At 60.8% G+C, this 25,697-nt stretch carries 23 protein-coding genes; 7 read left to right on the plus strand and 16 right to left on the minus strand.

What is annotated here, in order from left to right:
* The 4 genes from HB393_RS02960 to HB393_RS02975 form a co-directional block, all read right to left on the minus strand.
* On the minus strand, window positions 1–1,051 hold a 1,051-nt coding region (locus HB393_RS02960; RefSeq protein WP_345945002.1), incomplete at its 3' end, for a carboxypeptidase-like regulatory domain-containing protein.
* Window positions 1,052–1,194: 143 nt separating this feature from the next.
* A complete protein-coding gene (locus tag HB393_RS02965; protein ID WP_213803677.1) occupies window positions 1,195–1,620 on the minus strand; it encodes a TOBE domain-containing protein in 426 nt (141 codons plus the stop codon).
* 143 nt (window positions 1,621–1,763) lie between these two features.
* The gene (locus tag HB393_RS02970) at window positions 1,764–2,585 is read right to left on the minus strand and encodes a hypothetical protein (RefSeq protein ID WP_213803678.1); all 822 of its coding nucleotides are present in this window, start codon (window positions 2,583–2,585) and stop codon (window positions 1,764–1,766) included.
* A gap of 146 nt (window positions 2,586–2,731) precedes the next feature.
* Window positions 2,732–3,892: a putative sulfate exporter family transporter gene (locus tag HB393_RS02975; RefSeq protein WP_213803679.1), complete on the minus strand. Its 1,161-nt coding sequence runs from the start codon at window positions 3,890–3,892 to the stop codon at window positions 2,732–2,734.
* A 503-nt stretch (window positions 3,893–4,395) separates the two neighbouring features.
* On the opposite strand from HB393_RS02975, the gene HB393_RS02980 reads away from it, so the two are divergent.
* From HB393_RS02980 to HB393_RS02990, 3 genes are all read left to right on the plus strand, one after another.
* Complete coding sequence (locus HB393_RS02980) at window positions 4,396–4,725, plus strand: hypothetical protein (protein ID WP_213803680.1); 330 nt, start codon at window positions 4,396–4,398, stop codon at window positions 4,723–4,725.
* Window positions 4,726–4,962: 237 nt separating this feature from the next.
* Window positions 4,963–6,471: an ATPase domain-containing protein gene (locus tag HB393_RS02985; RefSeq protein WP_213803681.1), complete on the plus strand. Its 1,509-nt coding sequence runs from the start codon at window positions 4,963–4,965 to the stop codon at window positions 6,469–6,471.
* On the plus strand, window positions 6,472–7,686 hold the full coding sequence (locus tag HB393_RS02990) for an ATP-binding protein (RefSeq protein ID WP_213803682.1): 1,215 nt from the start codon (window positions 6,472–6,474) through the stop codon (window positions 7,684–7,686).
* Here HB393_RS02990 and HB393_RS02995 read toward each other — a convergent pair.
* A complete protein-coding gene (locus tag HB393_RS02995; RefSeq protein WP_213803683.1) occupies window positions 7,674–7,901 on the minus strand; it encodes a hypothetical protein in 228 nt (75 codons plus the stop codon). The genes HB393_RS02990 and HB393_RS02995 overlap by 13 nt on opposite strands.
* 34 nt (window positions 7,902–7,935) lie before the next feature.
* Window positions 7,936–8,637, minus strand: a complete 702-nt coding sequence (locus HB393_RS03000) for a hypothetical protein (protein ID WP_213803684.1) — start codon at window positions 8,635–8,637, stop codon at window positions 7,936–7,938.
* 307 nt (window positions 8,638–8,944) lie between these two features.
* Between HB393_RS03000 and HB393_RS03005 the strand changes: the two genes are divergently transcribed.
* Window positions 8,945–9,463, plus strand: coding sequence for a polymer-forming cytoskeletal protein (locus tag HB393_RS03005; RefSeq protein ID WP_213803685.1), 519 nt, complete (start codon window positions 8,945–8,947; stop codon window positions 9,461–9,463).
* Between the two features lie 53 nt (window positions 9,464–9,516).
* On the opposite strand, the gene HB393_RS03010 is transcribed toward HB393_RS03005, so the two are convergent.
* Window positions 9,517–9,894, minus strand: a complete 378-nt coding sequence (locus HB393_RS03010) for a DUF2752 domain-containing protein (protein WP_213803686.1) — start codon at window positions 9,892–9,894, stop codon at window positions 9,517–9,519.
* The gene (locus HB393_RS03015) at window positions 9,891–10,577 is read right to left on the minus strand and encodes a DUF4339 domain-containing protein (protein ID WP_213803687.1); all 687 of its coding nucleotides are present in this window, start codon (window positions 10,575–10,577) and stop codon (window positions 9,891–9,893) included. The genes HB393_RS03010 and HB393_RS03015 overlap by 4 nt, the downstream gene beginning before the upstream one ends.
* Window positions 10,578–10,773: 196 nt before the next feature.
* Between HB393_RS03015 and HB393_RS03020 the strand changes: the two genes are divergently transcribed.
* Complete coding sequence (locus tag HB393_RS03020) at window positions 10,774–12,408, plus strand: DUF5597 domain-containing protein (protein ID WP_213803688.1); 1,635 nt, start codon at window positions 10,774–10,776, stop codon at window positions 12,406–12,408.
* The gene (locus HB393_RS03025; protein WP_255550763.1) at window positions 12,408–14,609 is read left to right on the plus strand and encodes a glycosyl hydrolase; all 2,202 of its coding nucleotides are present in this window, start codon (window positions 12,408–12,410) and stop codon (window positions 14,607–14,609) included. Before HB393_RS03020 ends, HB393_RS03025 begins: the two co-directional genes overlap by 1 nt.
* Window positions 14,610–14,611: 2 nt before the next feature.
* Here the strand turns inward: HB393_RS03025 and HB393_RS03030 are convergent, their stop codons facing one another.
* The gene (locus tag HB393_RS03030; RefSeq protein WP_213803689.1) at window positions 14,612–15,370 is read right to left on the minus strand and encodes an SGNH/GDSL hydrolase family protein; all 759 of its coding nucleotides are present in this window, start codon (window positions 15,368–15,370) and stop codon (window positions 14,612–14,614) included.
* Between the two features lie 262 nt (window positions 15,371–15,632).
* On the opposite strand from HB393_RS03030, the gene HB393_RS03035 reads away from it, so the two are divergent.
* Window positions 15,633–16,829 carry a hypothetical protein gene (locus HB393_RS03035; protein ID WP_213803690.1) on the plus strand — a complete coding sequence of 399 codons (1,197 nt, stop codon included), beginning with the start codon at window positions 15,633–15,635 and terminating at the stop codon, window positions 16,827–16,829.
* A gap of 43 nt (window positions 16,830–16,872) precedes the next feature.
* Here HB393_RS03035 and HB393_RS03040 read toward each other — a convergent pair whose 3' ends face one another.
* The 7 genes from HB393_RS03040 to HB393_RS03070 form a co-directional block, all read right to left on the minus strand.
* Window positions 16,873–18,516: a glycoside hydrolase family 28 protein gene (locus HB393_RS03040; protein WP_213803691.1), complete on the minus strand. Its 1,644-nt coding sequence runs from the start codon at window positions 18,514–18,516 to the stop codon at window positions 16,873–16,875.
* A 142-nt stretch (window positions 18,517–18,658) separates the two neighbouring features.
* Window positions 18,659–19,252, minus strand: a complete 594-nt coding sequence (kdpC, locus tag HB393_RS03045) for a potassium-transporting ATPase subunit KdpC (RefSeq protein WP_213803692.1) — start codon at window positions 19,250–19,252, stop codon at window positions 18,659–18,661.
* A gap of 148 nt (window positions 19,253–19,400) precedes the next feature.
* On the minus strand, window positions 19,401–21,464 hold the full coding sequence (gene kdpB, locus HB393_RS03050) for a potassium-transporting ATPase subunit KdpB (protein WP_213803693.1): 2,064 nt from the start codon (window positions 21,462–21,464) through the stop codon (window positions 19,401–19,403).
* Window positions 21,465–21,511: 47 nt separating this feature from the next.
* Window positions 21,512–23,308 carry a potassium-transporting ATPase subunit KdpA gene (gene kdpA, locus HB393_RS03055; RefSeq protein WP_213803694.1) on the minus strand — a complete coding sequence of 599 codons (1,797 nt, stop codon included), beginning with the start codon at window positions 23,306–23,308 and terminating at the stop codon, window positions 21,512–21,514.
* Window positions 23,309–23,336: 28 nt separating this feature from the next.
* Window positions 23,337–23,750 carry a K(+)-transporting ATPase subunit F gene (gene kdpF, locus HB393_RS25605; protein WP_213803695.1) on the minus strand — a complete coding sequence of 138 codons (414 nt, stop codon included), beginning with the start codon at window positions 23,748–23,750 and terminating at the stop codon, window positions 23,337–23,339.
* A gap of 65 nt (window positions 23,751–23,815) precedes the next feature.
* Window positions 23,816–24,538 carry a response regulator transcription factor gene (locus HB393_RS03065; protein ID WP_345945003.1) on the minus strand — a complete coding sequence of 241 codons (723 nt, stop codon included), beginning with the start codon at window positions 24,536–24,538 and terminating at the stop codon, window positions 23,816–23,818.
* A complete protein-coding gene (locus tag HB393_RS03070) occupies window positions 24,535–25,695 on the minus strand; it encodes a histidine kinase (RefSeq protein WP_213803697.1) in 1,161 nt (386 codons plus the stop codon). Before HB393_RS03070 ends, HB393_RS03065 begins: the two co-directional genes overlap by 4 nt.
* Between the last annotated feature and the right edge of the window lie 2 nt (window positions 25,696–25,697).

The following is a 25,697-nucleotide window of genomic DNA, read 5'->3' on the forward strand; positions in this document are numbered from 1 at the left end:
GGGGGGGGGGGGGGGGGGGGGGGGGGGGGGGGGGGGGGGGGGGGGGGGGGGGGGGGGGGGGGGCGGGGTGGGGGGGGGGGGGGGGGGGGGGGGTGGGGGTTCCGGTGAAGATGCCCTGGCGCTGGCGGAGGGTGGGAACGGTGGAGATGCGGGTGATTCCGGCGAGGAAGCGCTGGCCCTGGAAGCCGCCGAAGAAGAAGAGCTTGTCCTTGAGGATGGGCGCGCCGACGGTGCCGCCGTACTGGTTGCGGCGGTACTCGGGCTTGGGGGTGGGGGAGCGGGAGAAGTAGTTGCGGGCGTTGAGGTCTTCGTTGCGGAAGAAGTCGTAGAGGGAGCCGTGGATCTGGTTGGAGCCGGAGCGGGTGGTGAGGTTGACGACGCCGCCGTTGAAGCGGCCGAACTCGGCGGGGACGTTGTCGGCTTCGACGGTGAACTCGCGAATGTTGTCGATGATGGGAAAGAAGGCGACCTGGCCGGGCTCGGGCTGGAGAGCGGAGATGCCGTCGAAGAGGTACTCGTTGGTGCGGGGGCGGCCGCCGTTGATGCGGGGAAGGAGCGTGCCGGGGGGAAGGGAGACACCGGGGGCGAGGGCGGCGAGCTGGACGAAGTTGCGGCCGTTGAGCGGGATCGCGTTAATGGTGGTGGAGGGGATGACGGTCTGGATGTTGCTGGTCTGGGACTGGAGGAGCGGGGCGTCATCGGTGACGGTGATGGTCTCGTTGGAGGCTCCGACGGTGAGTTGGAGATCGAGGCCGATGGTGGTGCCGGTGGTGAGGGTGATGCCGTCACGGATGAGGTGCTGGAAGCCAGGGGCGGAGACCTCGACGCGGTAACGTCCGGGCTGGAGGGCGAGGAAGCTGTAAGAGCCGCCGGAGGTGGTCGAGGTGGTGCGGGTGGCGGTGGTGCTGAGCTCGGTAGCGGTGACTTGCGCGGAGGGGATGGCGGCGCTGGAGGGATCGGTGATGCGGCCTTTGAGGTCGGAGGCGATCTGGGCGTGGAGCGTCGTGGCGAAGAGGAAGAGAGGCAGGAGAGATTTCAAGAGGCGTGGCACGGGGTCTCCAGGGATTTTTCGACAGGCGTGCGTCGGGATGCGGAGCTTTAAGTCTTTATACGAATCTATGCGAATCAAATCGTATGGTCAAAGATGTGCGCGATGGGGCGGGAGGGGTGTTGCGGAGGGATTTTGCGAGGCGGCTAGACGAGCTCGATCATGACATCGGTAGATTTGACAAGGGCTGCAGCGGTGTCTCCACGCTTGAGCTGCATCTCGCGGACGGCGTCTGAGGTGATGATAGCGGTGACACGCTGGTCGCCTATGGCCAGAACGACCTGAGCGAGGAGGCCGTCGATCTTGAGGTCGAGGACTTTGCCGACGAGCTGGTTGCGTCCGCTGACTTTGCGATATCGCTCACGAGAGCGGATGGGAGGGGCTTCCTGTTCGCGCTTGAGGAAGGGCTTGAGTGAATCGGCGGGGATGCGGTGGTGGCCACCGGGGGTGGGAGTAGTTGCGATCTTGCCGGAGAGGATCCACTGCTTGATGGTGGGGTAGCTGACGTTGAGCATGCCGGCGGCTTCGCGGGGAGTGAGGAGGGATTGGGTTCTTGTTGGTCTGGGGGGCATGGTTTTTTTCCGCAATAAAGTTAGATGCCTCCTTATGGTAATGGGGCTTTCGCTTGAAGGTTTAGTTGTCGAGGTGCTGGAACAGGGACCGTTCTATTCGGGGGATTGTTTAGAGGCTTTGCAGATGAGGGTTCGCGCTTGAATCAGGCGGTGTCCTTATCCTTTACTTCCAATCGGCTCCCCATCATTTGGGTGAGGTAGTCGTTCTCGTTCAGATCGTATTGACGTATAACGCCAGCCGAGTTCTGGCATATGATCTCTTTGCCTTGTGTGCCCCATCGCTTTAGTTTCTGTTGCGCCTCGGTATGGTAATCCCTGGCTTGACAGGCGACGTTGAGCCAGCAGTCGATGATCCAAAAGTTATTTCTGTAGCGCTTACCCTCGTTCATCATGAATGGGATTTTCGTCCAGTTCGGTCTCGTGCCGTCCACGGAGAGAGCAACAAATACGTGGTCTCCGGGCTCGTTTACGGAGATGTAGTAAATTTTCTCGAACTTGGAGCTGAAGGCCGAATCTTTGCGGCACAAAGACATTACGACTGACGCCATCTCTACGCAGTTTCCTGCTGCGAAGTTACTGCTGAAGAGTATGTCTCCGTATTTTGGACGAGTTTCTTCTTCGAAGCGGTCCCTTTGCGTGTTGATGAGAGGGTTAATTCGATCGGCGTTGCTATTTCTAGCAGCGTACTTCGGACTGGAAGTATCGATCCCCGCGGCATTCAGTTTCTGGATGTTGTAGACCTTGTTGGAGGACTTCTTTTGTATGTATTTGTAGAAGTTGTACTTTGGTGAACTTCGGTCTTGCTTCGCGTCTTCGGATCCCTCTCCCTTGTAGAACATCCTTGCGCGAAGCAATAACGCACTCACATCCTCTTTCGTAATGAAAGAGGCGTTTTGCAGCGTGGGGGTTGCGCTACCGTCATCTTCTGATTCAGGTGAAGGACTACGAGAAGAACCTGGAGGCATGCTTTTTTCCGATCAGCCCTGGTGGCGAAAAGTATCTCTACGACCTCCAGGAAGAAACACATCAAACTGACCGTTTATTCCGATCTGGTTGCTCTTGAATTTCGTTGTTGGCGTAGCGAGGCTTCGCCGTGTGAGCTCCGTTGGGTCTAGAAGTGGTAGAGGTGGTCGGCGCCGAGGATGAGGCCGAGGGTGATGATGGCGATGGCGATCTCTCCGAGGGCGCTGACGATGAGGGGGCTTGCGCCTTGTTTGAAGAGGTCGCGGAGGTTGGTGCGTAGGCCTACTCCGGCGAAGGTGAGGAGGAAGGCCCAGCGGCTGAGGTTGCCGAGGGCGGTGAGTTGGGGCTTGGTGAAGCCGAGGGCTGCGAGCTGGGGGTTGGTGCTGTTGCCCAGGGTCGCGAGGAGAGAGATGAAGAGGAAGCCGAGGACGAACTTGGGGAACTTCTGCCAGAGGAAGCGGCCTTTGTGCTGAAGCTGGGATTGGGTCTCGGCGTTGGCGAGGCCGCGGCGTGCCCACTGGAGGGCGTAGGCGAGGACGACGAAACCGATGAGGGCGTTGCGGCAGGTCTTGGCGAGGACGGCGTACTTGCCGGCGGCGTCGGAGTAGAGGGCTCCGGCGGCGGTGGCTTCGGCGGTGTTGTCGACGGCGAGGCCGGCCCAGAGGCCGTAGGCGTGGTCGGACATGTGGAGAGCGTGGCCGATGAGAGGGAAGGCGAAGAGGGAGATGGCTCCGAGGGCGAGGATGGCGGCGATGGCGGTGGAGGAGTCCTCTTCGTCGGCGTCGATGGCTCCCTGGGTGGCGATGATGGCGGAGACTCCGCAGATGCTGGAGCCGACGGCGAGCAGGGTAGTGAGTTTGGGGCTGAGGTGGAAGGCGCGTCCGAGCCAGGTCATGAAGGCGATGGAGAGGACGATAGCGACGAAGACGAGGAGGAGGGAGAGGCCACCGAGTTTGAGGATGTCTCCGAGGATGAAGCGAGCGCCGAGCAGGATGATGCCGGTCTTGAGCCAGAACTCGTAGGTGGCGACGCCGGGGCGGAAGATGCGAGGCAGGCCGACGGTGTTGGAGATGAGGACGCCGAAGAGGATGGCCCAGAGGACGTACTCGATGTTGGGGAAGGTGATGTGGTGAGCTTTGGTGTAGGTGTTGATGGCGTGCTCGACGAACTTGCCCGCGTAGCCCACGACAGCGAGGAGCGCGATGCCGGGGAGGAGGCCAAGGAAGGAGGTGCGCTCGACGGGGACGCGGCCCGGGGCGTGGGGTGGGTACTCGTCACGGAGGTCGGGGAGGGTGGAGTTGGTGGACATGGGGCTGCTCCGGAACAGGGGCTAGGGATTAGGGGTTAGGGGTTAGCTTGCTTTGGGCCGCAGCTTCGGCTTACCAGGGGATGGATTTTATTAGGCCTATGCGGATGAGGGCGGCGAGAGCGAGGGCCAGGAGGACGGCCCAGAGGTCTGTGGAGAGGCGAGGTGAGGTCTTGGCGGGTGTGGATGGCATGGGTTACTCCAATGGGTACGAGTGGCGTGGGCATGGCTGCGGTGGACGAAGCTATGTCTTGCTTGGTGTCTTCTCGATTGTTCGGGTAAGCGCACGGGGTGCTGTTCTATCGACTCTATCGACGACGACAGCGGGGGGACATGAGGTTCAGGGTTGCGGGTTGGCAGAGGACCGTCATGTGCGGTCCAGTGTACAGGAACTCTTTTCGCGATAACACAAACGACGTAGGAAGTTGCGCACAACGACCGGAGTGGGAGGGTGTTCTTTAGAGTGTGGCTTGCATCCTACAAAGAAGCGGCCCGGGAGGTAGTTTATGAAAGGCACAAACGTAAAGATCACGAAACTGATTGCGAAGCTGATGTCGGTCGGTCTGTTGGCTGGAGCGTTTGTGGTGGCGGCGCCGACGACGGCACAGGCTCAAGTTGCTGTGGGCGTGCAGATCGGATCTCCGCACTATGACTACGTTCGCCAGGGCTACTACAACCATGCGCGATTCGAAGAGGAGCGCCGCGAGATCGCACGGCAGGAGGCCTTCGAGCGCCGGCGTGCTTTTGAGGAGCATCTGGCGTGGCAGCGTGCGCACGATCTGCGATTTCATGGACGGGACGACCGTTTCCGGGGCGATGACTTCGGACGGCGTTAGATAGATTTCAAGGCCGAGTGTGCGTAGCTTGGCGATGATGTTCACGAGGCCGGTCAGGATTTTTCTGGCCGGCTTTGTTGTTGGTTATCGGGTGATCGCGGCTGAGAATTTTGGCGGTTGGGTTGGCTGACGAATGGGTTTATTTTCTCGTCTAATGTTGGGTAAAGGACGCTGCGGATCGACTTGCAGGTGGAGTCAACCCTTTGTTGTGCGGTAACATCTGAAACCCAAGACTATATGAACTTCAAGGCAAAGCGCGAAGGAAGGCGGCTCAGCACAGGGTGTCATGGGCTGGATTTGATTCTGCAGGGTGGCCTGCCGGCGGGGCAGATGTATCTGCTGGAGGGCGACCCGGGGACGGGCAAGACGACGCTGGCGATGCAGTTCATGCTGGCGGGAGCAATGGAGGGGGAGCAGACGCTGTATATCACCCTCTCGGAGAGCATGGAGGAGCTGCAGTCTGCGGCGGCGTCGCATGGATGGGGTCTGGAGAGGGTGCCGATCCTGGAGTTGACCTCGGATGAGTTGGCCGGGGACGAAGATACGCAGTACACGGTGTTTCATCCCAGCGAGGTGGAGCTGGTATCGACGATGCGTCGAATGCTGGCTGAGGTGGAGCGGGTGAATCCGCACCGGGTGGTGTTCGACTCGCTCTCGGAGCTGCGGCTGCTGGCGGGGGATTCGGTGCGGTACCGGCGGCAGTTGCTGGCGCTGAAGAGTTTCTTCGCGCAGCGAGCGATCACGGTGCTGATCCTGGACGACCGCACGGGAGACGGCAAGGACAAGCAGTTGCAAAGCATCGCGCATGGCGTGCTGCGGTTGCAGAAGCTACCGCGCGAGTACGGCGTGACGCGCCGCAATATCGAGGTGCTGAAGCTGCGCGGATCGGCGTATCGAGAGGGCTTTCACGACTATGCGATTCGTACGGAGGGAGTGGTCGTGTATCCGCGGGTGATTGCGTCGGAGCATCGAGACAGCTTCGTTGCGGAGATGTTCACCAGCAATGTACCGGAGCTGGATGCGTTGCTAGGGGGTGGCCTGCAGCGCGGGACGAGCAACCTGGTGATTGGGCCTACGGGCGTCGGGAAGTCGACGATTGCCGCGCTGTATGCGGCCGCCGCGACCACGCGGGGCGAACGGGCGGCGATCTTCACCTTCGATGAATTGGTGGGTACGTTGAGCCGGCGATGCACGCAGTTGGGCGTGATCATTGACGATATGACCGAGCCTGCGAAGATGTCGGTCGAGCAGATCGATCCGGCGGAGCTCTCGCCGGGGGAGTTTGCGGTACGGATTTTGAAGATGGTGGATGAGCAAGGGCTCCGGGTGCTGGTGCTGGACAGCCTGAACGGCTACATGCAGTCGATGGCTGGGGAGCAGGAGTTGATCCTGCATCTGCATGAGCTGCTGGGATGCCTGAATCTGCGAGGTGTGACGACGATTATGACGCTGGCGCAGAGTGGGCTGGTAGGAAATATGCAAGCGCCGGTGAATGTGAGCTATCTGGCGGACTGCGTGATTCTGATGCGGTACTTCGAGGCGTTTGGAGAGGTGCGGCAGGCGATCTCGGTGTTGAAGAATCGCAGCGCGGAGCATGAACGCACGATTCGGGAGCTGAGCTTCAAGGGCGACAAGATTACGGTGGGGGATCCGCTGCACTCGTTCCAGGGGATTCTAACGGGTGTGCCGAATCTGGTGGACGCGACGATGCCGGGGGCTGCGGTCGTCGGGGCAGCGAGGGAGTAGATGACCGGCGAGGGGCGTGAGGACGATCGGGTCTTGGTTGTCGCCCCGACGGGACGCGACGGTGAGTTGCTAAGCAGCGTGCTGGAGGAATCGGGCATCGCGGTGGAGATATGCAGCACGGTGGGTAAGGCCTGCGAGACGGCGCGCAAGGGCGCTGCGGCGCTGCTGATCGCGGAGGAGGCGTTGGGCGGCGAGGATCTGCTGGAGCTGAACCGCATTTCGCAGGAGCAGCCGGAGTGGAGCGACCTTCCGATTCTGCTGCTGGTGACGGGCGGGCGAGAGACGATTCAAAGCAGGGAGCGGGCGCGGGAGCGGGCGAATCTTCAATTGAACAATCTGACGCTGCTGGAGCGGCCGATCCGGGTGGCGACGATGGTGAGCTCGCTGCGGATGGCGTTGCGGTCGAGGGCGAGGCAGTATGAGATGCGTACCAGCCTGGAGCAGCGGGCGAACGTCGAGGAAGCCGTGCGGAGGAGCGAGAAGCTGGCAGTGGCGGGGCGGCTGGCGGCCTCGATTGCGCACGAGATCAACAATCCGCTGGAGTCGGTGACGAATCTGCTGTACCTGATCTCGGGGAGCAACGACGTTACGGAGATCAAGCAGTTCGCAGTGACGGCGGAGCAGGAGCTGGCGCGGGTGAGCGAGATTGTGACGCAGACGCTGCGGTTTCACCGGCAGCAGTCCAAGCCTATCTCGGTCTCGCTGGAGGAGATCATCGAGTCGGTGCTGGCGCTGTATGGGCCGCGGATGCAGGGAGCCAACATTCAGGTAAATCGAAGGTATGGGCCGACGGAGAAGCTGTATGTCTATGCGGGCGAGATACGGCAGGTGCTGGCGAACCTGATTCAAAATGCGCTGGACGCGATGCCGAACGGCGGCCAGCTGGATGTGCGGCTGAGAGCGGTGCAGCACGATGCGAGCTCGGGGAGGGCGGGGGTGCGGCTGACGGTGTCGGATTCAGGCGCGGGGATTCCAGAGAAGATTCGCGGGACGCTGTTCGAGCCGTTCGTTACGACGAAGGGCGCGACGGGTACGGGGCTGGGGCTTTGGGTGAGCCGCGAGATCGTGGGGAAGCACTATGGGACGATGCGGTTCCGGAGCTCGGTGTCTCCGAAGCAGCATGGCACTACGTTTTCGATCTTTTTGGCGGGGCAAGAGGGAGAGCGGGTAGAGAACGAGCAGGCGGAGATTGCGGGCGGGGTTCAGGTGGTCTGAAGGCGAATGGGGGTGTCGTCGACGGGTTCGGTGATGGCTACCTGCTGTTTGGTGACGGTGGCGGTGCAGAGTCCGCAGGCAGGGCAGGCCCGGCCCTTGCGATGCAGCACGGCGGAGACGATGAAGACTTTGCCGCAGGAGGTGCAGGGGACGGCGGCGTTGTTTCCGTACCAGTCTTCGTGCTGGCCGAGGGCGTTCTTATCCAGATAGCGCATTGAAGCTCCAGGGATGATTTTAGGGCTTCAGGGGCTATTGGGCTTCGGAGTCGGAGTTGTCGCCTTCTTCGATGAGGGAGGCGGAGCCGATGACGTCGAAGGTTAGGGGCTCTCCGGCGGTGGGCTGGAGGGTGACGCGGAGGGGCAGGCGCTGCCACGTTGCGGGCTGGCAGACGGGGATGAAGTGGTTGGCCTGGGGCCAGGGTCCGACGAGGCGCTGGAGGACGGGCCGGCGGGCTCCAAGCTGGGCGACTACGGCGACGAGGCCGCCTTTGGCGGTGGTGGCGATGCCGCAGTAGGCGGCGTAGTCGCGGAACCAGACGGCGTTGGAGATAGTTGGATCGAAGTCGGGGAGGTGGAGGGCGGTGATGTGTCCGGTGGCGCGGTCGACGAGGAGCCAAGGGCCGGGCTGCCAGGTCCAGTGTGGAGCGGACTCGGTGGGGAGGGACTCGTTGAGGTGGATGGCGCGGCGGATGGTGAAGCTACGGTCGGTGACGTCGTGGGGGTCGCCGGTGGTCCATTCCTTTTGGCGGTCGTCGACGAGGAGAGGACGGACTTTGAGGGTGGAGGTCTCGTCGGACTTGGAGTCGGGGGTGGCGTCGGGTTGGGTGTACGGTACGCGACGGACGGATCCGAGGGTGACGGTGTGGACCTTGGGGGCGGCGGCGAGAAGGGGTTGAGCGCAGGCGCAGAGGAGCACTAGCAGGAGCACAGGAGCGGAGCGGAAGATCTGCATTGAGGCAGAGTACGGGGTAGGCGATTGCAATTCAAGAAGCAAGCTGAAAATAGCCGATGTGAGAGCGATCGAAATGAAGGTGGGAAGAAATGGGTGATAGAAGGATAATTTCTACTGCGAGTAGGACGGATTTTCCAGAGGAGAACACTTTAAGTGAATGATGACGCCGAGATTGTTGCATCCGAAGCTCTCCACAGGGAAGGCCAGAGTAGTATGGTGAAAAGAGAGCGCGGTACCGAGTCCGGGGTGCAGAATCGCGTTCCCCCGCGTTATATCCCAGACGAAAACGAAAGGAAATGATCAATTTATGTGGAAACCAAATCAGCCCGGCAACAACACTCCCTCGAGCCCCGAGCCGGTGCGTCCGGTGACGCCAACGGGAACAACTTTTGAGGCGACCGCGGCACGTCCGACGGTCGGTGCAGGTGCAGCCTCGGCGGTGCCGACGGGTGAGCAGGCGACGATCGGCAAATCGCTGATCGTGAAGGGCGAGCTTTCAGGTTCGGAGTCGCTTTACATCGACGGTAAGGTAGAAGGCGCGATCAATCTGCCCGGCAACCGGGTGACGATTGGCCGCAATGGCCAGGTGGCGGCGAATATTGTCGCACGCGAGATTGTGGTTTTGGGCAAGGTACGCGGGAACTGCCAGGCGAGTGACCGCGTGGACATCCGCAGCGAAGGTTCGCTGACCGGCGATGTGATCGCGGCGCGAATTTCGATCGAGGATGGCGCGTTCTTCAAGGGTGGCATCGATATCCGCAAGCCGGGTGCAGAGGCCAAGGGTGCTCCGGCGCCTGTCGCTGAACCAGTGAAGGTGGAAGTTTAAGCTTTCGGTTTCCTTTTGTTGTGAAGTGGCTCCAGCTTCGGCTGGGGCCATTTTTATGGCAGATTCCGGATGATGGTGAAGATGGCTGAGATGGCCAGGAGGGAGTAGATGGCGTAGCCGGGAGGTTGCTGTCGTTTCGGTTGCCGGGATTGGTATGCGATGTAGAGCAGCGCTATGGGGATGAGGAGGGTGGTGAGGGGATTGAGGTGGAAGGCTTCGCGTAGGTGGCCGTGGAGGAGCGCGGCCAGGGCGCGGGTGGCACCGCAACCGGGGCATTGCAGGTGGAAGAGGGTGTAGACGGGGCAGCGTGGATAGAAGGGGTAGCGGTCCGGCGGGAAGCGGAGAAGGAGTGCTGCGACTGTAGGTATGGCAAACCAGGGTGCAGCCGCGCTCGCGAAGGTTGCGATGCGGCTGCGGGTTGGCAGGATCACAGCGTTCCCCGGTAGCGGAGGGTCTGCTTGGCTTCGTTGACCTGGTTGAGCTTGTACTGGAAGTAGATGCCTCCGAAGAAGAAGGTGAGGACGGGGCCGATGCGAAGGCCGACGGGCTCGACGCCGTTGTAGTGGCGCTCGAGGTCCTCACGCAGGCTGTAGCGGGCGATAAGCCGGATGATCCAGGCGATGACGATGGTGATAGCGCCGATGTAGTTGGGGCGGACGGGCTGACGATGCATGACGGCGAATGCATTGCCGAAGGAGGAGCCGAAGTTTGCCAGGAGGAAGACGGTCGCGATGATGTAAAAGATCAGTGCCTTGCTGATGGGTTCGATCCTCTTTGCCCAGGCGGCGAGGATGAGGTTCCAGACGATCTGGAAGAAGCCGCAGGTGAGGATATCGAAGAGGAGCAGGAGGCCCCAGTTGAGGTTAGGCGGATCGGGGTAGACGCCTAGCGGGGCGGCGTAGGCGACGGGTGCGATATACGGCTGGGTGGGGATGGCGGCGCCGGAGGCTGCGAGCAGTTGCGAGACGGGAACCCAGTTGGGTGGATCTTCGGGCTGGGATACATCGTGGGCGAGGTCGGTGGGGAGGACGTTGCCGGTGGCAACGTAGCGCTGGAGATCTTCGAGGGTGTAGGGACCGTAGAGCTGACCGTTGCGTGATACCTGATAGGACATCGTGACTCCTGAAGTCGGTGGGGCGTAAGTGTCGTAGACCGATGAAAACACGGCGCTGGATTCTAGACAACGGCTTTCGGAGTATCTGGTGGTGGAGCATGGGGTCGGGTCTTTCCAAGAGTCGAGTATTCCTTTATGGAAATAGTTTCCAAACGATACTTCAGCCCTGTATAACGGCTGCGGAGAGGTATGAACGATGGAGCGACTTGTACGAGGAATGGGATGGGCGGTTCGAGGGGTCGTGGCGTTGGGGATGTTCGCCGGTGTTGCTGGCAGCGCGCAGGAGTTGCCGCGGCTGGTCCAGGAGCAGGGACGGGCGACGCTGATGGTGGATGGCAAACCGTATCTGGTGCTGGGGGCGCAGGTGGATAACTCCAGTGGCTGGCCCGAGCGGTTGAAGCAGATATGGCCCGCAGCGGAACGGATGCGGCTGAATACGCTGGAGGTTCCGGTTTACTGGGAGCAGATGGAGCCGGAGCGTGGGCGGTTCGACTTCAAGGTGGTGGACGATGTGCTCGCGCAGGCTCGGGAGCATAAGGTGCGGCTGGTGCTGTTGTGGTTTGGGACGTGGAAGAACGGCAAGATGCACTATGTGCCGCAGTGGGTGAAGCAGGATGTGGTCGGGTATCCGAGGATGAGGACGAAGGAAGGCAAGGCGATCGATGTGCTGAGCCCGAATGCGGCGGCGAATCTGGATGCGGACCGGACGGCCTTCAGTGCGTTGATGAAGCATCTGCGCGAGGTGGATGCACAGCATACCGTGGTGATGATGCAGGTGGAGAACGAGTCGGGGTCATTGGGTTCGGTGCGCGACTTCGGGCCGGCAGGGCAGCAGGAGTTCAAGGGACCGGTGCCGGCTGAGGTAGTGCAAGCGGCGGGGAAGAGTGCGGGTAGCTGGACGCAGGTCTTTGGGGAGGATGCGGACGAGACGTTTGCCGCATGGAGCGTGGCTCGGTACATCAATGCGGTGACGGCTGCGGGCAAGAAGGAGCTGGCGCTTCCGATGTATGTGAACAACTGGTTGAAGAGTCCGAGGGCGTATCCGGTGACGACGATTCCGGGGGAGGACTATCCCAGCGGCGGGCCGACGATCAACATGATGGCGGTGTGGAAGGCTGTGGCTCCGGCGATCGATGTTCTGGCTCCGGATATCTATGTTCCCAACAGCGAACGGTATCGCGGGGTGATGAAAGATTTTCATACGGCTGCGAATCCGCTGCTGATTCCGGAGAGCCTGGGGTTCGAGCCGTTTCCGGGTGCGAGCGGATATGCGCGGTATCTGTTCTACGCGGTGGGGGATGGGGCGATTGGGTTTGCGAACTTCGGGTTGGACCGGGTGCATCTGGACGAGCCTCTGAACGCGGAGATGATGGCGCAGATTGAAGGGTTCCGGCTGCTAGGGTCGTTTGATCGGGAGCTGGCTGTGCTCTCGTTTGCGGGTAAGGTGCAGACGGCGGTGGAGGAGAACGGGATTGCGCAGCGGGAGCTGGCGTTTGGGACGTGGCGGGCGGTGGTCTCTTATCCTCCGGCTTATGATCCTCCGGCGTCTCCGGTCTCGACAAGCTCAGATACGACGCAGTTGCGGGTGGGACGGGCAATGGTCGCACAGCTTGGGTCGGATGAGTTTCTGGTGGCGGGGATCGATTGCCGGGTGCAGTTTGCTGGGTCGATTCACTCCGGCAAGCAGGTGCAGTTGCTGCAGGTAGAGGAGGGGCGCTACGAGGGGACGAGGTGGATTCCTACGCGCCTGTGGAATGGGGATGAGACGGACTACGGATTGAACTTCGGCGGCAAGGGATCTTTGCTGCGGGTTAAGGTTGGGAGTTATTGATGAGACGGTGTGTAACTAGTTTTGTTGCTTTTATGGCGATCGGATCGGCGGCGCAGACCGCTAGTGCGCAGGCCTGGCAGACGCTTCAGATGCCGACGGCTGCGGCGGTGCAGCGGGTGTGGACTGATCCACCGGCGGAGTATGGGCCGGAGCCCTACTACGGGCTGAACGGAGCGGTAGATGAGGCGGTGATCCGGCGGGATCTGGATACGATGAAGGCGCTGGGGTACCGGGCGGTTACGGTGCAGTATGGCTATGGGTCGAAGTATGTGTATCTGTCGGCGGAGTGGTTCCAGTTCTTTCGGACGTTTGTGGAAGAGGCCAAGAGCCGGGGGATGCGGGTCTGGATCGTGGACGACGCCGGGTATCCGAGTGGATTTGCGGGAGGCAAGTTCACGGAGTCGAAGCCAGAGCTTCGGATGCAGGCTTTGGTGGCGGCGGAGAAGATTCCTGCGAGTGGCGGGGAGACGATTACGCGGAGTTTGAAGCCGGAGACGGTCGCGGTGACGGCTTTGAATGCGGCGGATGGTAAGAGTGTAGCGATTCCGGTCACAAACGGAGCGATTGCGTGGACGGCTCCGGCGGGGAAGTGGACGGTGGTAGTAGTCGAGCATCAGTTCAGCACGTCGCCGACGCGGAGCGATACGAATCCAAAGCGGGTGAAGGATGGGTCGCAGTCGCTGGAGGACTATCTCAATCCGGAGGCGACGAAGCAGTATCTGGCGTTTACGCACGAGCAGTACAAGAAGTATGTCGGCGATGAGTTTGGGAAGACCATCATGGGGTTTCGCGGGGATGAGCCGGACTATTCGATTCGTGGGCTGCCCTGGACTCCGGGGTTCTTCGATGAGTTTCAGCGGGTGAAGGGGTACGATCTGCGGCCGTATCTGGCGGGCTTTTTTGTGGCGAAGCCAGACGAGATGACCGAGGTGGAGCGGAGGGTCAAGGCGGACTACTTCGATGTGTTTGCGCGGATGTTTCGCGATGGGTTCTTCAAGGTTCAGGGAGATTGGTGTGCCGCGAATCACCTGGAGTATCAGGTGCATTTAAACCATGAAGAGATGGAGATGCACCTGGTGCAGAGCGAGGGTGAGTTCTTTCGCGATATGCGTTATGTGCAGGTGCCGGGGATCGATTCGATCTGGCACCAGATATGGAAGGACACGGTGTCGGACTTTCCGAGGCTGGCGAGTTCGGTGTCGCATGTGTACGGCAGGCCGAGGGCGTTTACGGAGAGCTTCGCGGCGTACCGGCCAGAGCCGGATGTGGAGATGGCGCGGTATGTGTTGAACGAGCAGTTCGTGCGCGGCGTGAATCTGGTCGAGACGATGTACTTTCCGGCGAGCTCGACGGCTGGGCGGCAGCCTTCGCCTTATATGCGTGAGGCGGGGTATCCGGAGTTGTTGAGCTATGTGCGGCGGATGAGTTATCTGCTGTCGATGGGGAGACCTGCGGCGAAGGTGGCGTTGTATCTGCCTTCGAGCGCGATGTGGCTGGGAGATGAGGCCGCGGATACGGCTTTTGTTTCGACGGAGAGGATGCTGTCGGAGAGGCAGATCGACTTCGATGTGGTGAGCGAGGATGCTCTGGCTGAGGATCTGAAGTTATCTAAGAGCGGGTTCGAGACGCTTAGCGGGAGTGCTTACTCTACTGTGATTTTGCCGGGAGAGAGTGTGCTCTCGGAGGTGGTGCTGACGCGGCTGAAGGAGTTTGCTGCGGGTGGGGGGAAGGTGCTGTTTCTGGGGAGCACTCCGAAGTTGATTTCGGGTGAGACGTATAAGGATGCACGCGCGGCTACTGCTGCTGATTTTGTGTGGGCGAAGGTGGAGGTGTCGGCCCAGTTGCCGGCTACGCCTACTCCTCCCGCACAGCCGCCTGCGAGTGCTCCGGAGCCGCTGGTGGTGCCTGCGGCGATGGCTGAGGCAGTGCGCGGTATCGGTGATATCTCTCTCGATACCCAGGATGTCGCGTTGCGGGTGATGAAGCGCAGGCTGAAGGACTCAGATGTGTATGTGTTCTTCAATGAAGGGCCGACGGCGATGTCGCACCTGGTGACTTTGCATGGCGACGCGCAGATGGTGGAGGAGTGGGATCCGGCGACGGGGACCGTGCGGGCGATCAGCGCTCGGCGGGAGACGGAGGAGATGTCGGTTCAGTTGGAGTTGAAGCCTTATGAGCTGCGGGTGTTGATGGTGCGGTAGTGTCATCCCAAAGAGTTTGTTGCGTCGGTCGAGGCCCGTTTCGACAGTAAGGTTGCGATGTTTTCCGCGAGGAGATTCGCCCAGGCTTTGTATAGATTTTCGCCGGGGTGGAATCCGTCTTCCGCCATGTCCTTTGGGTTCGAGGCCCATTGAAGCGAGACGTAGGTCAAGTTTTGTTGGAGAGCAGTCCATCGCCGGAGATGCTCGTCGAGGAGATGTGCGTATCTCCCCAAGTACCATCGCAGCGGTTGCGGAGCTGCTGACGCGATGTGCAATGGAGGGAGGCCGCTGATAGCGCCAAACCTTGCTCCGGTCTGCTTCGCGACCGCATCGACTAAGTTTTTGTAGTCTGCGATGAACTTCAGAGGTGCGGTCTGAGATGTAACGTCGTTGGTTCCAAGAGCTGTAATTAGTACATCAGCGGTTGGGATCTGATGGGCTCTCACCAACTCCAATGCTTGTTTGGTATTCACACCTGATTTAGCCACCATCTGCCAATGGATAGATCGGCCGAGGCGTTCGGCTAGATTTGCCGCCACTTGGGGTGCGAGGGCCGCAGATTGATGCCTTGCGCCGACGCCTGCCATCGTGGAATCACCTACGAAGAGCAGCTTCAGGGGTGATTGAGAACCCTCAATCGTAACGATGCCGCTTCTCTCACCTTCGGCTTCCTTAAGTCGCAGAGCGGTGCGTCGAAGTCTTCGACCCTGCGCCAGGAGCACAGGGCCGAGCAGCAGCTTATAGAGCGTAGTCAATCTCATCGCGAACCTTTTGAGTCTCTCTAACGACTTGCCAAGTGTATTGCCTTAGGGATAGTGCTACGAAAGTTTGCGAAGGTGAACGTCGACGCTACGGGCTCCCGCTTTGGTTGTGGGGGTGTTTCTCATGCGAGGTTGAGAATCTTTTCCCATTTCGTGTTCGAAGGTTTGCGGCTACGTTGGTTGAGCTTGTGGTTCGTGTATATCCGCATAGTGAGGGCTTCACTTGTGGCAACCGTCTTTTGCTCCTTGAAAGGTAGAAGCAATGAGAATCGGATTCAGAGTTTTATTCGCCGTAGCAATCGCAATCTCTTCGATGGCCGCCTATGCGAGCCCCATTGTGTATCACGTCGACTACCAGAATAACGGTGTTCTCCTGGTTGGAACGATCACGACCGATGGAAAGCTGGGGAAGCTCGCTTCGGAAGATATCGTTGACCTTCATTTGATCGCCTCCACTACCGGTTTGCCGGGCACTGTGATCTATCCGTTGGGCTATTCCATTGTGACGATCCATTCGATGTCGGTGACCGCGACGACAGAGGGGCTCTTCTTCGACACGACGGATCGTGGTGGATCTCTGATTATTACGGAGAACCTCCACGACACGACCGAGGTCGTTCTGCGAGGCAACAGCATGGCGATCTATGGGGTGAGTGAACCGATCTCGGGGAACTACGAGTTCGCGTCGGCCGCTACTCCGCCGCCGGTGCCCGTGCCTCCGATCCGGTTCCACGCGTCGGCCAGTACGATCTCCGGCACTGTCACGAAGACAATTGAGGGAAGGTCGCCGGTTATCAGGACGATCGGTGCGTCCGATACAGCCACGGCCGCTACGGACCTGAACACTGTCACGGACCAGGTTCCGAATCCGGGCAATTCGCAGACGGTCTTCGATGTGCCGATCTACAACCTGCGGAATATTGAGAACTCCGCAACGACCGACTACACCATAGCTTTGGATGACGGTATCGCCGAAACAAAGACCGGGCCGGGCAGCTTCCTGAATGGGCTCGTCTACTGGCAGAGTAACGATGACCGATTGTCCTGCAAGGGAGATGCCGCCATTTCGAACCGGGTGGACTGCACTTCCACCGAGATCCTCTCTGGGCTGCTCATCAACCGGGTGGGGATTCATGCTGGCAAGTATCCGGCGGGAACCTCGTTTCCAGTCTCTGGAAAGATCAACGACCCCAATTGCGCGATTCTCGGCGTGGAGACGTTTAGCGGATATCTGATTCTGCAGGAGAGCCGGATTACTGGTCTAGGGACCGGCGGCGTCACCGCAGGGTTGGCAGGGCTGCACCTGGTCGGGACTGCTTCCTGCGTCTCTGTATTGCCAGGGCGCTCTTTTACCACTCAATACGACATGACGGCAGAGAACGTGTCGCTTCCGAACTATGACACCGGCTCGGGGAACTCTGCCACTCCCTATACTGCTTTTTCTCTGCAGATACAGTGAGGGGCAGAGTTCGACTCTCGGCTCTAGGCGTCGATGGAGACACCTAGAGCGATTGGTTGTCGGCGGTGGCGAGCTGCGTGTCTTTGGCGGCGCGGCTGAGGGCGATGCGTAGATCGGCGACCTTGTTGAGGGTGAAGGCGGCCGGGTTGGTGGGGGCGGTGACGGCGATGAAGTCGGCGCGAGTGACGTCTTGCAGGAAGAAGGAAGGGCGCGGGTCGGGGTTAATGGGGGCGACCTCTACGTGGCTTAGTTCGAGGTTGCGGACGTGGCGAAAGAAGAAGCCTGCCGCAGGCATGGGGCCGAACATGCCGGGGTCGGGATACTTCTCGATGTTCTCTGGCGGGACGACTTTGACGAGGTCTGCGTAGGCTCCGCCCTGGTGCTGGATGTAGACGTTGGAGAGCTTGATGTCCTTGATGTCGTAGCCGGGGATGCCGGAGAGGATGGAGCAGACGCGGGAGTTGGTGTTGTAGCTGACGAAGTTGTCGACCATGACGCGCTGCAGTGTGCCGACGACCGTACTTTGATTGCCGGTGCCCTTGGGGCCGCGCAGGCGAACGCCGAGGCGGAAGAAGAGAGGCGCCTCGATGACGTCGCGCTGCGTGATGTTGGAGATGGTGATGTCTTCGCAGAGGGCTCCGTCTTCGGACTCCAGTGCGAGTCCCTGGCAGCCTTCGAAGACGCAGTTGGAGATGGTGATGTTCTTGAAGCCGCCGTTGGACTCGGTGCCACACTTGATACGGCCGGTGCGGGGGACTTTGGCGTCGTCGGTGAACTTCTTGAAGGTGCCGTCGAGGACGGTGCCTAGCTCGTAGTAGCCGGTGACGTGGCAGTTGGTGATGGTGACGTTCTCGGTGGGGCGGTTGTAGCCGAGGGCGAAGCTGGACTTGGGACAGATGGCGTCGTCCCAGGGTGAGTTGACGGTGCAGTTGGAGACGCGGACGTTCTTGCAGCAATCGATGTCCATGCCGTCGCGGTCGGTGTCGATCTTGAGGTTATCGATGGTGAGGTTGTCGACGCCGGTGAGGAGCAGGCCGAAGTGGCCGCCCTTGAGGATGGAGAAGTCGCGGAAGATGACGTTGCGGCAGTTCTTGAGTGCGATGGCTTTGTTGCCGACGCCGGGCTGCTCGGCGCGGTAGATGGGGTAGTTGCCACGGGCGGCGCGTGCGGCTCCGAAGCTGAGGCCTTTGCCATAGATGAGGCCGGGACCGGTGATGCTGAAGTCGTGGATGTCCTCGCCCCAGAGCAGGGAGTTGTGCCAGTGGTTGTGGCCGTAGTCCTGGAAGGCGTCGTAGGAGGTCTTGGGCTCGGCTGCGTCGTAGGTGCCGCCCATGTAGCCGGTGGTCTGGTTGGGGAGCGGCGAGTCGGCGGCGAGGATGGTGCTGCCCTGTGAGAGGTAGAGGTGGACGTAGCTCTTGAGGTGGAGGGAGAAGCAGAGGTAGGTCCCGGCAGGGAAGACCAAGGTGCCGCCGCCAGCGGCTGCTACGGCGTCGATAGCCTTGTTGATGGCGGGGGAGTCGACGGTCTTGCCGTCGCCGGTGGCTCCGTAGGTGCGGACGTCGAAGAAGAGCGGAGAGGTTGCGGGTTTACCCGCGGCGAAGGCAGAGGGAGCCGCAGTGGCTGCCGCGGCGAGGGCGAAGGGGCTGAGCTTGAGGAGGTCGCGACGGGTGGAGCCTAAGGTGGTCATGGTTGGTGATGCTAGCAGAGCTGATATACGGATTGGAAGAGTTTCCCTTTGGGAATATGCAGAAGGCGTAACGGTGATCCTTGGGATAACTGTTGATAAGAACGGGTTGATTCTGCTGATCGTTTTCAGAGGCCTATCGTCTTTAGGGTTTTATGGGAGCGGTGCGGTCCAGATCGAGGTTGAGCTCGAGGACGTTGACGCGGGGTTCGCCGAGGAAGCCCAGTTGACGTGGTTGAGTGTGAGCGGCGACGAGGCGGTTGACGGCGTCTTCGGAGAGGTGGCGCTGGCGGGCGATGCGGGTGACCTGGAAGTCGGCGGCGGCGGGGGTGATATCGGGGTCGAGGCCAGATCCGGAGGCGGTGACGAGATCGATGGGGACGGCGGTGTCGGGGTCGTCGTGCCGGTTGGAGGCTACGTCCGAAGTGATGCGGTCGATGAGCTTCTTGTTGGTGGGGGCATAGTTGGAGCCGCTGGAGTTGGCGGCGTCGTAGCCGTTGCCGGCCGCGGAGGGACGAGAGTGGAAGTAAGCGGGCGCGGTGAAGGGCTGGCCGATGAGGTGGGAGCCTATGAGTTGAGGAGCTGCTCCGCTGGTGGCCTGGGTGTAGATGAGCTGTCCGTTGGCTTTGTCCTTGAAGAGGAGTTGGGCTATGCCGGTGACGACCAGCGGATAGACGAGGCCGAAGAGGATCGTAGTGGCTACGGTGTAGAGGACGGCGGTGAGGATGTTGCGCTTCATGGTTTGTTCCTTTGTTGCTGTTCAATGTGGTGAGGGTCTTGCCCTGGAGAAAACCGCAGGTCCTTCGACTACGCAGATCACGATAAGACTGTGATCTGCTTCGCTCAGGATGACACTTCTAAATAGATCCGATCATTACAAGATTTCCTTATGCAAGATGGACGGCGGTGATGATCATGTCGATGAGCTTGATGCCGAGGAACGGGGCGACGAGGCCGCCTAGTCCGTAGATGAGCAGGTTGCGGCGAAGCAGGGACTCGGCGGACATGGCTTTGTAACTTACTCCTCGGAGAGCGAGTGGGATGAGGCCGATGATGATGATCGCGTTGAAGATCACGGCGGAGAGGACTGCGGACTGCGGCGTCTTCAGGTGCATGATGTTGAGCGCGGTGAGGACGGGGAAGACTCCGGCGAACATTGCGGGGATGATGGCAAAGTATTTCGCGACGTCGTTGGCGATGGAGAAGGTGGTGAGAGCGCCGCGAGTCATGAGGAGCTGCTTGCCGATCTCCACGATCTCGATGAGCTTGGTGGGATTCGAGTCGAGGTCCACCATGTTGCCCGCTTCCTTTGCGGCTTGCGTGCCGGAGTTCATGGCGACGCCTACGTCTGCCTGGGCGAGCGCGGGTGCGTCGTTGGTGCCGTCTCCGGTCATGGCGACGAGTTTGCCGTCGCCCTGCTCGCGCTTGATGAGGTCCATCTTGTCCTTGGGCTTGGCTTCGGCGAGGAAGTCATCGACGCCTGCTTCGCGTGCGATAGCGGCGGCGGTGAGGGGGTTATCGCCGGTGATCATGATGGTCTTGATCCCCATGGAGCGGAGTTGAGCGAAGCGCTCCTTCATGCCGCCCTTGACGATGTCCTTGAGATGGATGACGCCGAGTGCGGTGCGGTTTTCAGCGACGACGAGCGGGGTGCCGCCGGAGCGGGCCACGAGTTCGACGGATGCGCGCACCTCGTCGGGAAGTGTGCCGCCGTTCTCATTGAGGAACTTGGCGATGGCGTCGGTGGAACCTTTGCGGATGATGCGTGCGACGGTGTTGCCACTGCCGGTGATGTTGACGCCGGACATGCGGGTGACGGCGGAGAAGGGAACGAACTCGGCCTGGAGATCGGAGATCTCGCGTCCGCGCAGACCATACATCTCTTTGGCGAGTACGACGATGCTGCGGCCCTCGGGCGTCTCATCGGGAAGAGAGGAGAGCTGCGCGGCGTCGGCGAGCTGGTCCTTGCTGACGCCGGGGGCGGGAATGAACTCGGAGGCCTGACGATTGCCAAGGGTGATGGTGCCAGTCTTGTCGAGCAGCAACGTGTTGACGTCGCCCGCGGCTTCGACGGCGCGGCCGGACATGGCGAGGACGTTGTGCTGGACGAGGCGGTCCATGCCTGCGATGCCGATAGCGGACAACAGACCGCCGATCGTCGTAGGGATGAGGCACACGAGCAATGAGATGAGGACGAAGACGGACTGCGGTGCCGTCGAGTAGATCGCAATGGGCTGCAAGGTGACGACCGCGAGCAGGAAGACGATGGTGAGGCCGGCGAGAAGGATATTGAGGGCGATCTCGTTGGGAGTCTTCTGACGCTCCGCGCCTTCGACGAGCGCGATCATGCGGTCGAGAAAGGTCTCGCCGGGATTGGAGGTGATGCGGACCTTGATCTGGTCGGAGAGCACGCGGGTGCCGCCGGTGACAGCGGAGCGGTCGCCGCCAGCCTCGCGGATGACGGGGGCAGACTCGCCGGTGATGGCCGACTCATCGACCGAAGCGACGCCTTCGATTACCTCGCCGTCTCCGGGGATCATGGAGCCTGCGATGCAAAAGCAGAGGTCGCCGGAGCGGAGGTTGGCGCTGGGGACCTCTTCGGTAGAGCCGTCGGGACGGAAGCGGACGGCGGTGGTCTCGGACTTGGCGCGGCGAAGGGCGTCGGCCTGTGCCTTGCCGCGGCCTTCGGCCATGGCTTCGGCGAAGTTGGCGAAGAGGACGGTGAACCAGAGCCACAGAGTGATCTGGAGGTCGAAGCCGAGAGAGGTGCGGTGCGCGATGATATCGCGGACGAGATAGATGGAGGTGATGACGCTGCCGATCTCGACGACGAACATGACGGGATTCTTCATCATGGTGCGGGGAGAGAGTTTAGCGAATGCCTCGACGAGGGCGCGGCGAACGATCTTGGCGTCGAAGAGGTTCTTTGCTTTGGAGCTGCGGTTTGCCATGGTGATTTTTTCCTGACTTGCCTAAAACAGAACTGGGAGAGACGGAGTTAGAAGGTCTTTCCGGCTTGCATGAGAAGGTGCTCGAGGATCGGGCCGAGCGAGAGTGCTGGGAAGAAGGTGAGCGCGCCGACGATGAGGATGACTCCGACGAGCAGCACGGTAAAGAGCGGTGTGTGCACGGGGAAGGTTCCAGGCGATGGCGGGACGAGTTTCTTCTCTGCGAGGCTGCCGGCGATGGCAAGCATCGGGACGATCATGAAGAAGCGTCCGATGAGCATCGCCGCGGCGAGCGACAGGTTATACCAGTGGGTATTCGCGCTGAGGCCTGCGAAGGCAGAGCCGTTGTTGCCCGTCGCGGAGGTGTAGGCATAGAGGATCTCGGAGAGGCCATGAGGTCCGGCGTTCGCAAGCGATGCGAGACCAAGGTTCGGCATCATAAGCGAGACGGCGGAGAAGCCGAGGATGGAGAGCGGAAAGATAAGCACGTAGAGCATCGCCATCTTGACGTCGAAGGCTTCGATCTTCTTGCCGAGGTACTCGGGAGTGCGACCGACCATAAGACCGGCGATGAAGACAGCCAGGACGACGAAGATCAGCATGCCGTAGAGACCCGCGCCAACGCCGCCGAAGATGACCTCTCCGAGCATGATGTTGACGAGCGGGACGAGGCCGCCGAGGGGCATGAAGGAGTCGTGCATGGAGTTGACCGCTCCGCAACTGGCGTCGGTGGTGACGGTGGCGAAGAGAGCGGAGTTGGCGATGCCGAAGCGAACCTCTTTGCCTTCCATGTTGCCGCCAGACTGGGATGCGCTGACGTGCTGATCGATGTGCATAGCTTGCATGCTGCTGGTGTGGAGGAGCGGATTGGGCTGGGCTTCCGCGTAGTAGGCGACAAAGACACCGGCGAAGAAGAGCACGGACATGGCAGCGAAGACAGCCCAGCCGTGTGCGGGAGAGCGAGTCATGCGTCCGAGGGTGACGGTGAAGGCCGCGGGGATGAGGAAGATGGAGAACATCTCCATCAGGTTCGAGAGTGGAGTGGGGTTCTCGAAGGGATGGGCGCTGTTGGCGTTGAAGAAGCCGCCGCCGTTGGTGCCGAGCATCTTGATGGCCTCCTGCGAGGCGACCGGGCCTTGTGCGATGGACTGGGTAGTGACGGTCGTCGTCGTGGTTTTACCATCTGTGCCGGTGGCGGTTACAGTCTGCGGCTGGACGAGCGTGGCCTGATCGTAGGGCCGAAAGTTTTGGACGACTCCCTGCGAGACCAGAAGCAGCGCGTAGATCAGGCAGGTGGGAAGCAGCACCCAGAGAGAGGCGCGCGTAGTGTCGACCCAGAAGTTGCCGAGGGTCTTCGACTCTTTGCGGGAGATACCCCGGATGAGCGCGACTGCGAGGGCCATGCCGACCGCCGCGGAGAAGAAGTTGTGATACGCGAGGGTGAGCATCTGGGTGAGATAGCTCATGGTCGCTTCGGGTACGTAGGACTGCCAGTTGGTGTTGGTGGTGAAGGAGACAGCAGTGTTGAGGGCGAGGTCCGGCGCGACGTTGGCGAGGTGCTGCGGATTCAGGGGCAGGAGGTGCTGGAGGCGCTCGATGGCGTAGGTGGCCAGCAAGGTGACGAGGCTGAAGATCAGCATGACGATGGAGTATTCGGTCCAACGCATCTCGTGGGTCTCGTCGATACCGCAGATGCGGTAGAGGAGACGCTCGATGGGACGGAAGAAGCGGTCGGCGAAGGTGTGCTGGCGCTCGAAGACGCGGGCCATGTAGATGCCGAGTGGCGTCGCGCAGGCGAGCACGAGAGCGAAGAAGATTGCGATTTGAAACCAGCCGTTGGCGGTCATGGGTCGAATTTCCCTTTAGTAAGTGGAGCTAGAACTTTTCCGGACGAAGCAGAGCGAAGACGAGGTATCCGAGGAGCGAGAGAGTAACGAGCGAGAGGAGGATGGTTTCGATCATGAGCGGGCCTCTTTGTTTCCGAGGCGATCGCAGCCTGCGGTGTATGCGGTAGCGAGAATGAAGAAGATTGCCGTTGCTGCGATGCATCCGATGTCCCACATGAAGGCGACCTTTCTGAGTTGAAGAAGTTCTGTTGGAGGCCGCTCGCGGGAGCGGTCTTGAGACTGAAGCGCGATACGCGATCGAAGCATCGAACAGGAGGGATGGCGTACAGGCGTGCAACGGCAGACTCTCTGACTTTGGGGAGGGAGTCTGATTGGAGGTCTTGTAGTTGCTGCCGGCGAGCTTGCCGCGATCCGGGACGTCGAAGGTGAAATCTTCAGTCACGAATACGATTCCAACAGACGCAGCATAAAGAGTGCGTAGGGAAGTCGTAAAGAAGTAGTAAAAGACTACAAAACGTCAGTGCCGGTGGGACGAAAGCGGTACCCGATCCAGGGTTCGGTGAGAATGTAGCGTGGCTCTTCGCTGGTCTCGATCTTCTTGCGAAGCTGGCCGATGTTGACGCGAAGGTACTCGGGCTGATCCGCGTTGCTGCCCCAGACGGCGTGAAGCAGGGCGCGGTGGGTGAGCACCTGGCCGGGGTGTTGCGCAAGGACGAGCAGCAGGTCGAACTGCTTCGGGGTGAGATGGATGTCCTGACCGCGTACGATGACGCGATGCTGAGGAACGTCGATGTGGAAGTCTCCGAGATCTAAGACCTGTGTGTCTTTGGCATCGGGAGCCGCCGCGGTATAGCGGCGGAGGTGGGCGCGGACGCGTGCCTGAAGCTCCTGGATGCTGAAGGGTTTGGTGACGAAGTCGTCGGCGCCGGCGTCGAGCGCTTCGATCTTCTGGCGGTCCTGGTTGCGGACGGAGAGGACGATGATGGGGACTTGGGAGATAGCGCGAATCTCGCGGGTGAGTTCGACTCCGTCCATCTGCGGCATGGCGAGATCCGTGATGACGAGATCGGGCTGAAACGCCTCCAGAGCGTCGAAGGCTTCGACTCCGTTGGCCGCAAGGTGAAGGATGTAGCCCTGTGTGGAGAGGGCGGTGCGAAGGACACGCGTGATCTGGGGCTCGTCATCGACGATGAGGATTTTGGGTGGGGAATCGCGGTCGGGGGATTTCACTGACGCTCCGGGTTTTGGGTGACGATGTGGACGTCGACGTTGGGGGCCTCTTTGAGGAAGTGCTGAATGGCCCAGTAGTAAAGGTACTTCCGCCATCCGCTGATCGCCGTGCGCCCGAAGATGATGTGGGTAATGTGCTTCTCGCGGACGAAGTCGGCGGCGGTATGGGCGATGCTCTTGCCGGGGATGACGAAGACCTGCGCGTTGAGATTGCGGGCGAAGTCGAGGTTCTGGGCGAGGGTGCTCTTCTCGTCGGGATCCTGGTCTTGCTCGCCGCTGGTCTGGATGTGCAACACGAAGAGCTCTCCTCCGACGCCCTCGGCGATACGCGCCCCGCGAGCGATGAGTGTCTGCGCGGCGCTGTCGGAGCTGATGCAGACGACGACGCGCTCACGGACGGCCCATTTGTCTTCGATGCGCTTGGCGTCCATGTAGGCGGTGAGGGTGCGGTCGACGGCCTTGGTGACGTGCTGGAGAGCGAGTTCGCGAAGGGCGATGAGATTGCCGCGGCGGAAGAAGTTGGAGAGGGCCTTTTCGGCACGGTCGACGCCGTAGATGTCGCCACGGCGCATGCGTGTCTGCAAAGCCTCCGGGGTGAGGTCGGACATGACGATCTCGTCGGCGCGCTGGAGGAGCCAGTCTGGGACGACCTCGCGGATCTGTATGCCGGTGACGCTCTGTACGGTAGGCGCGACGCTTTCGATGTGCTGCACGTTCATGGTGGCGACGACATCGATGTTCGCGGCGAGGATATCGAGGACATCTTCGTAGCGTTTGCGGTGCTTGCTGCCTTCGATGTTGGTGTGGGCGAGCTCATCGATCAGGACGATCTCAGGATGGCGCGCGATGATGGCATCGACGTCCATTTCTTCGAACGGAACGCCTTTGTAGTCGATCCGTTTGCGGGGGATCTCTTCGAGCTGTTCGGCGAGTTCGGCGGTGCGAGGGCGACCGTGAGTCTCGACGACTCCGATGAGGATGTCTTCGCCGCGCTGTCGACGTCGGATGGCCTCCGAGAGCATGTTGAAGGTCTTGCCGACGCCAGGCGCGTAGCCGAGGAAGATCTTGAAGGTCCCTTGGGTCTTTTCGGGCGCGACCTTGTCCAGCCACTCTTCAGGGCTCTTCGCAGCGGGGTTGGATGGATTTCGGATGGCCATCT

The organism is Granulicella sp. dw_53 (assembly GCF_018449545.1).
Taxonomy (GTDB): domain Bacteria; phylum Acidobacteriota; class Terriglobia; order Terriglobales; family Acidobacteriaceae; genus Edaphobacter.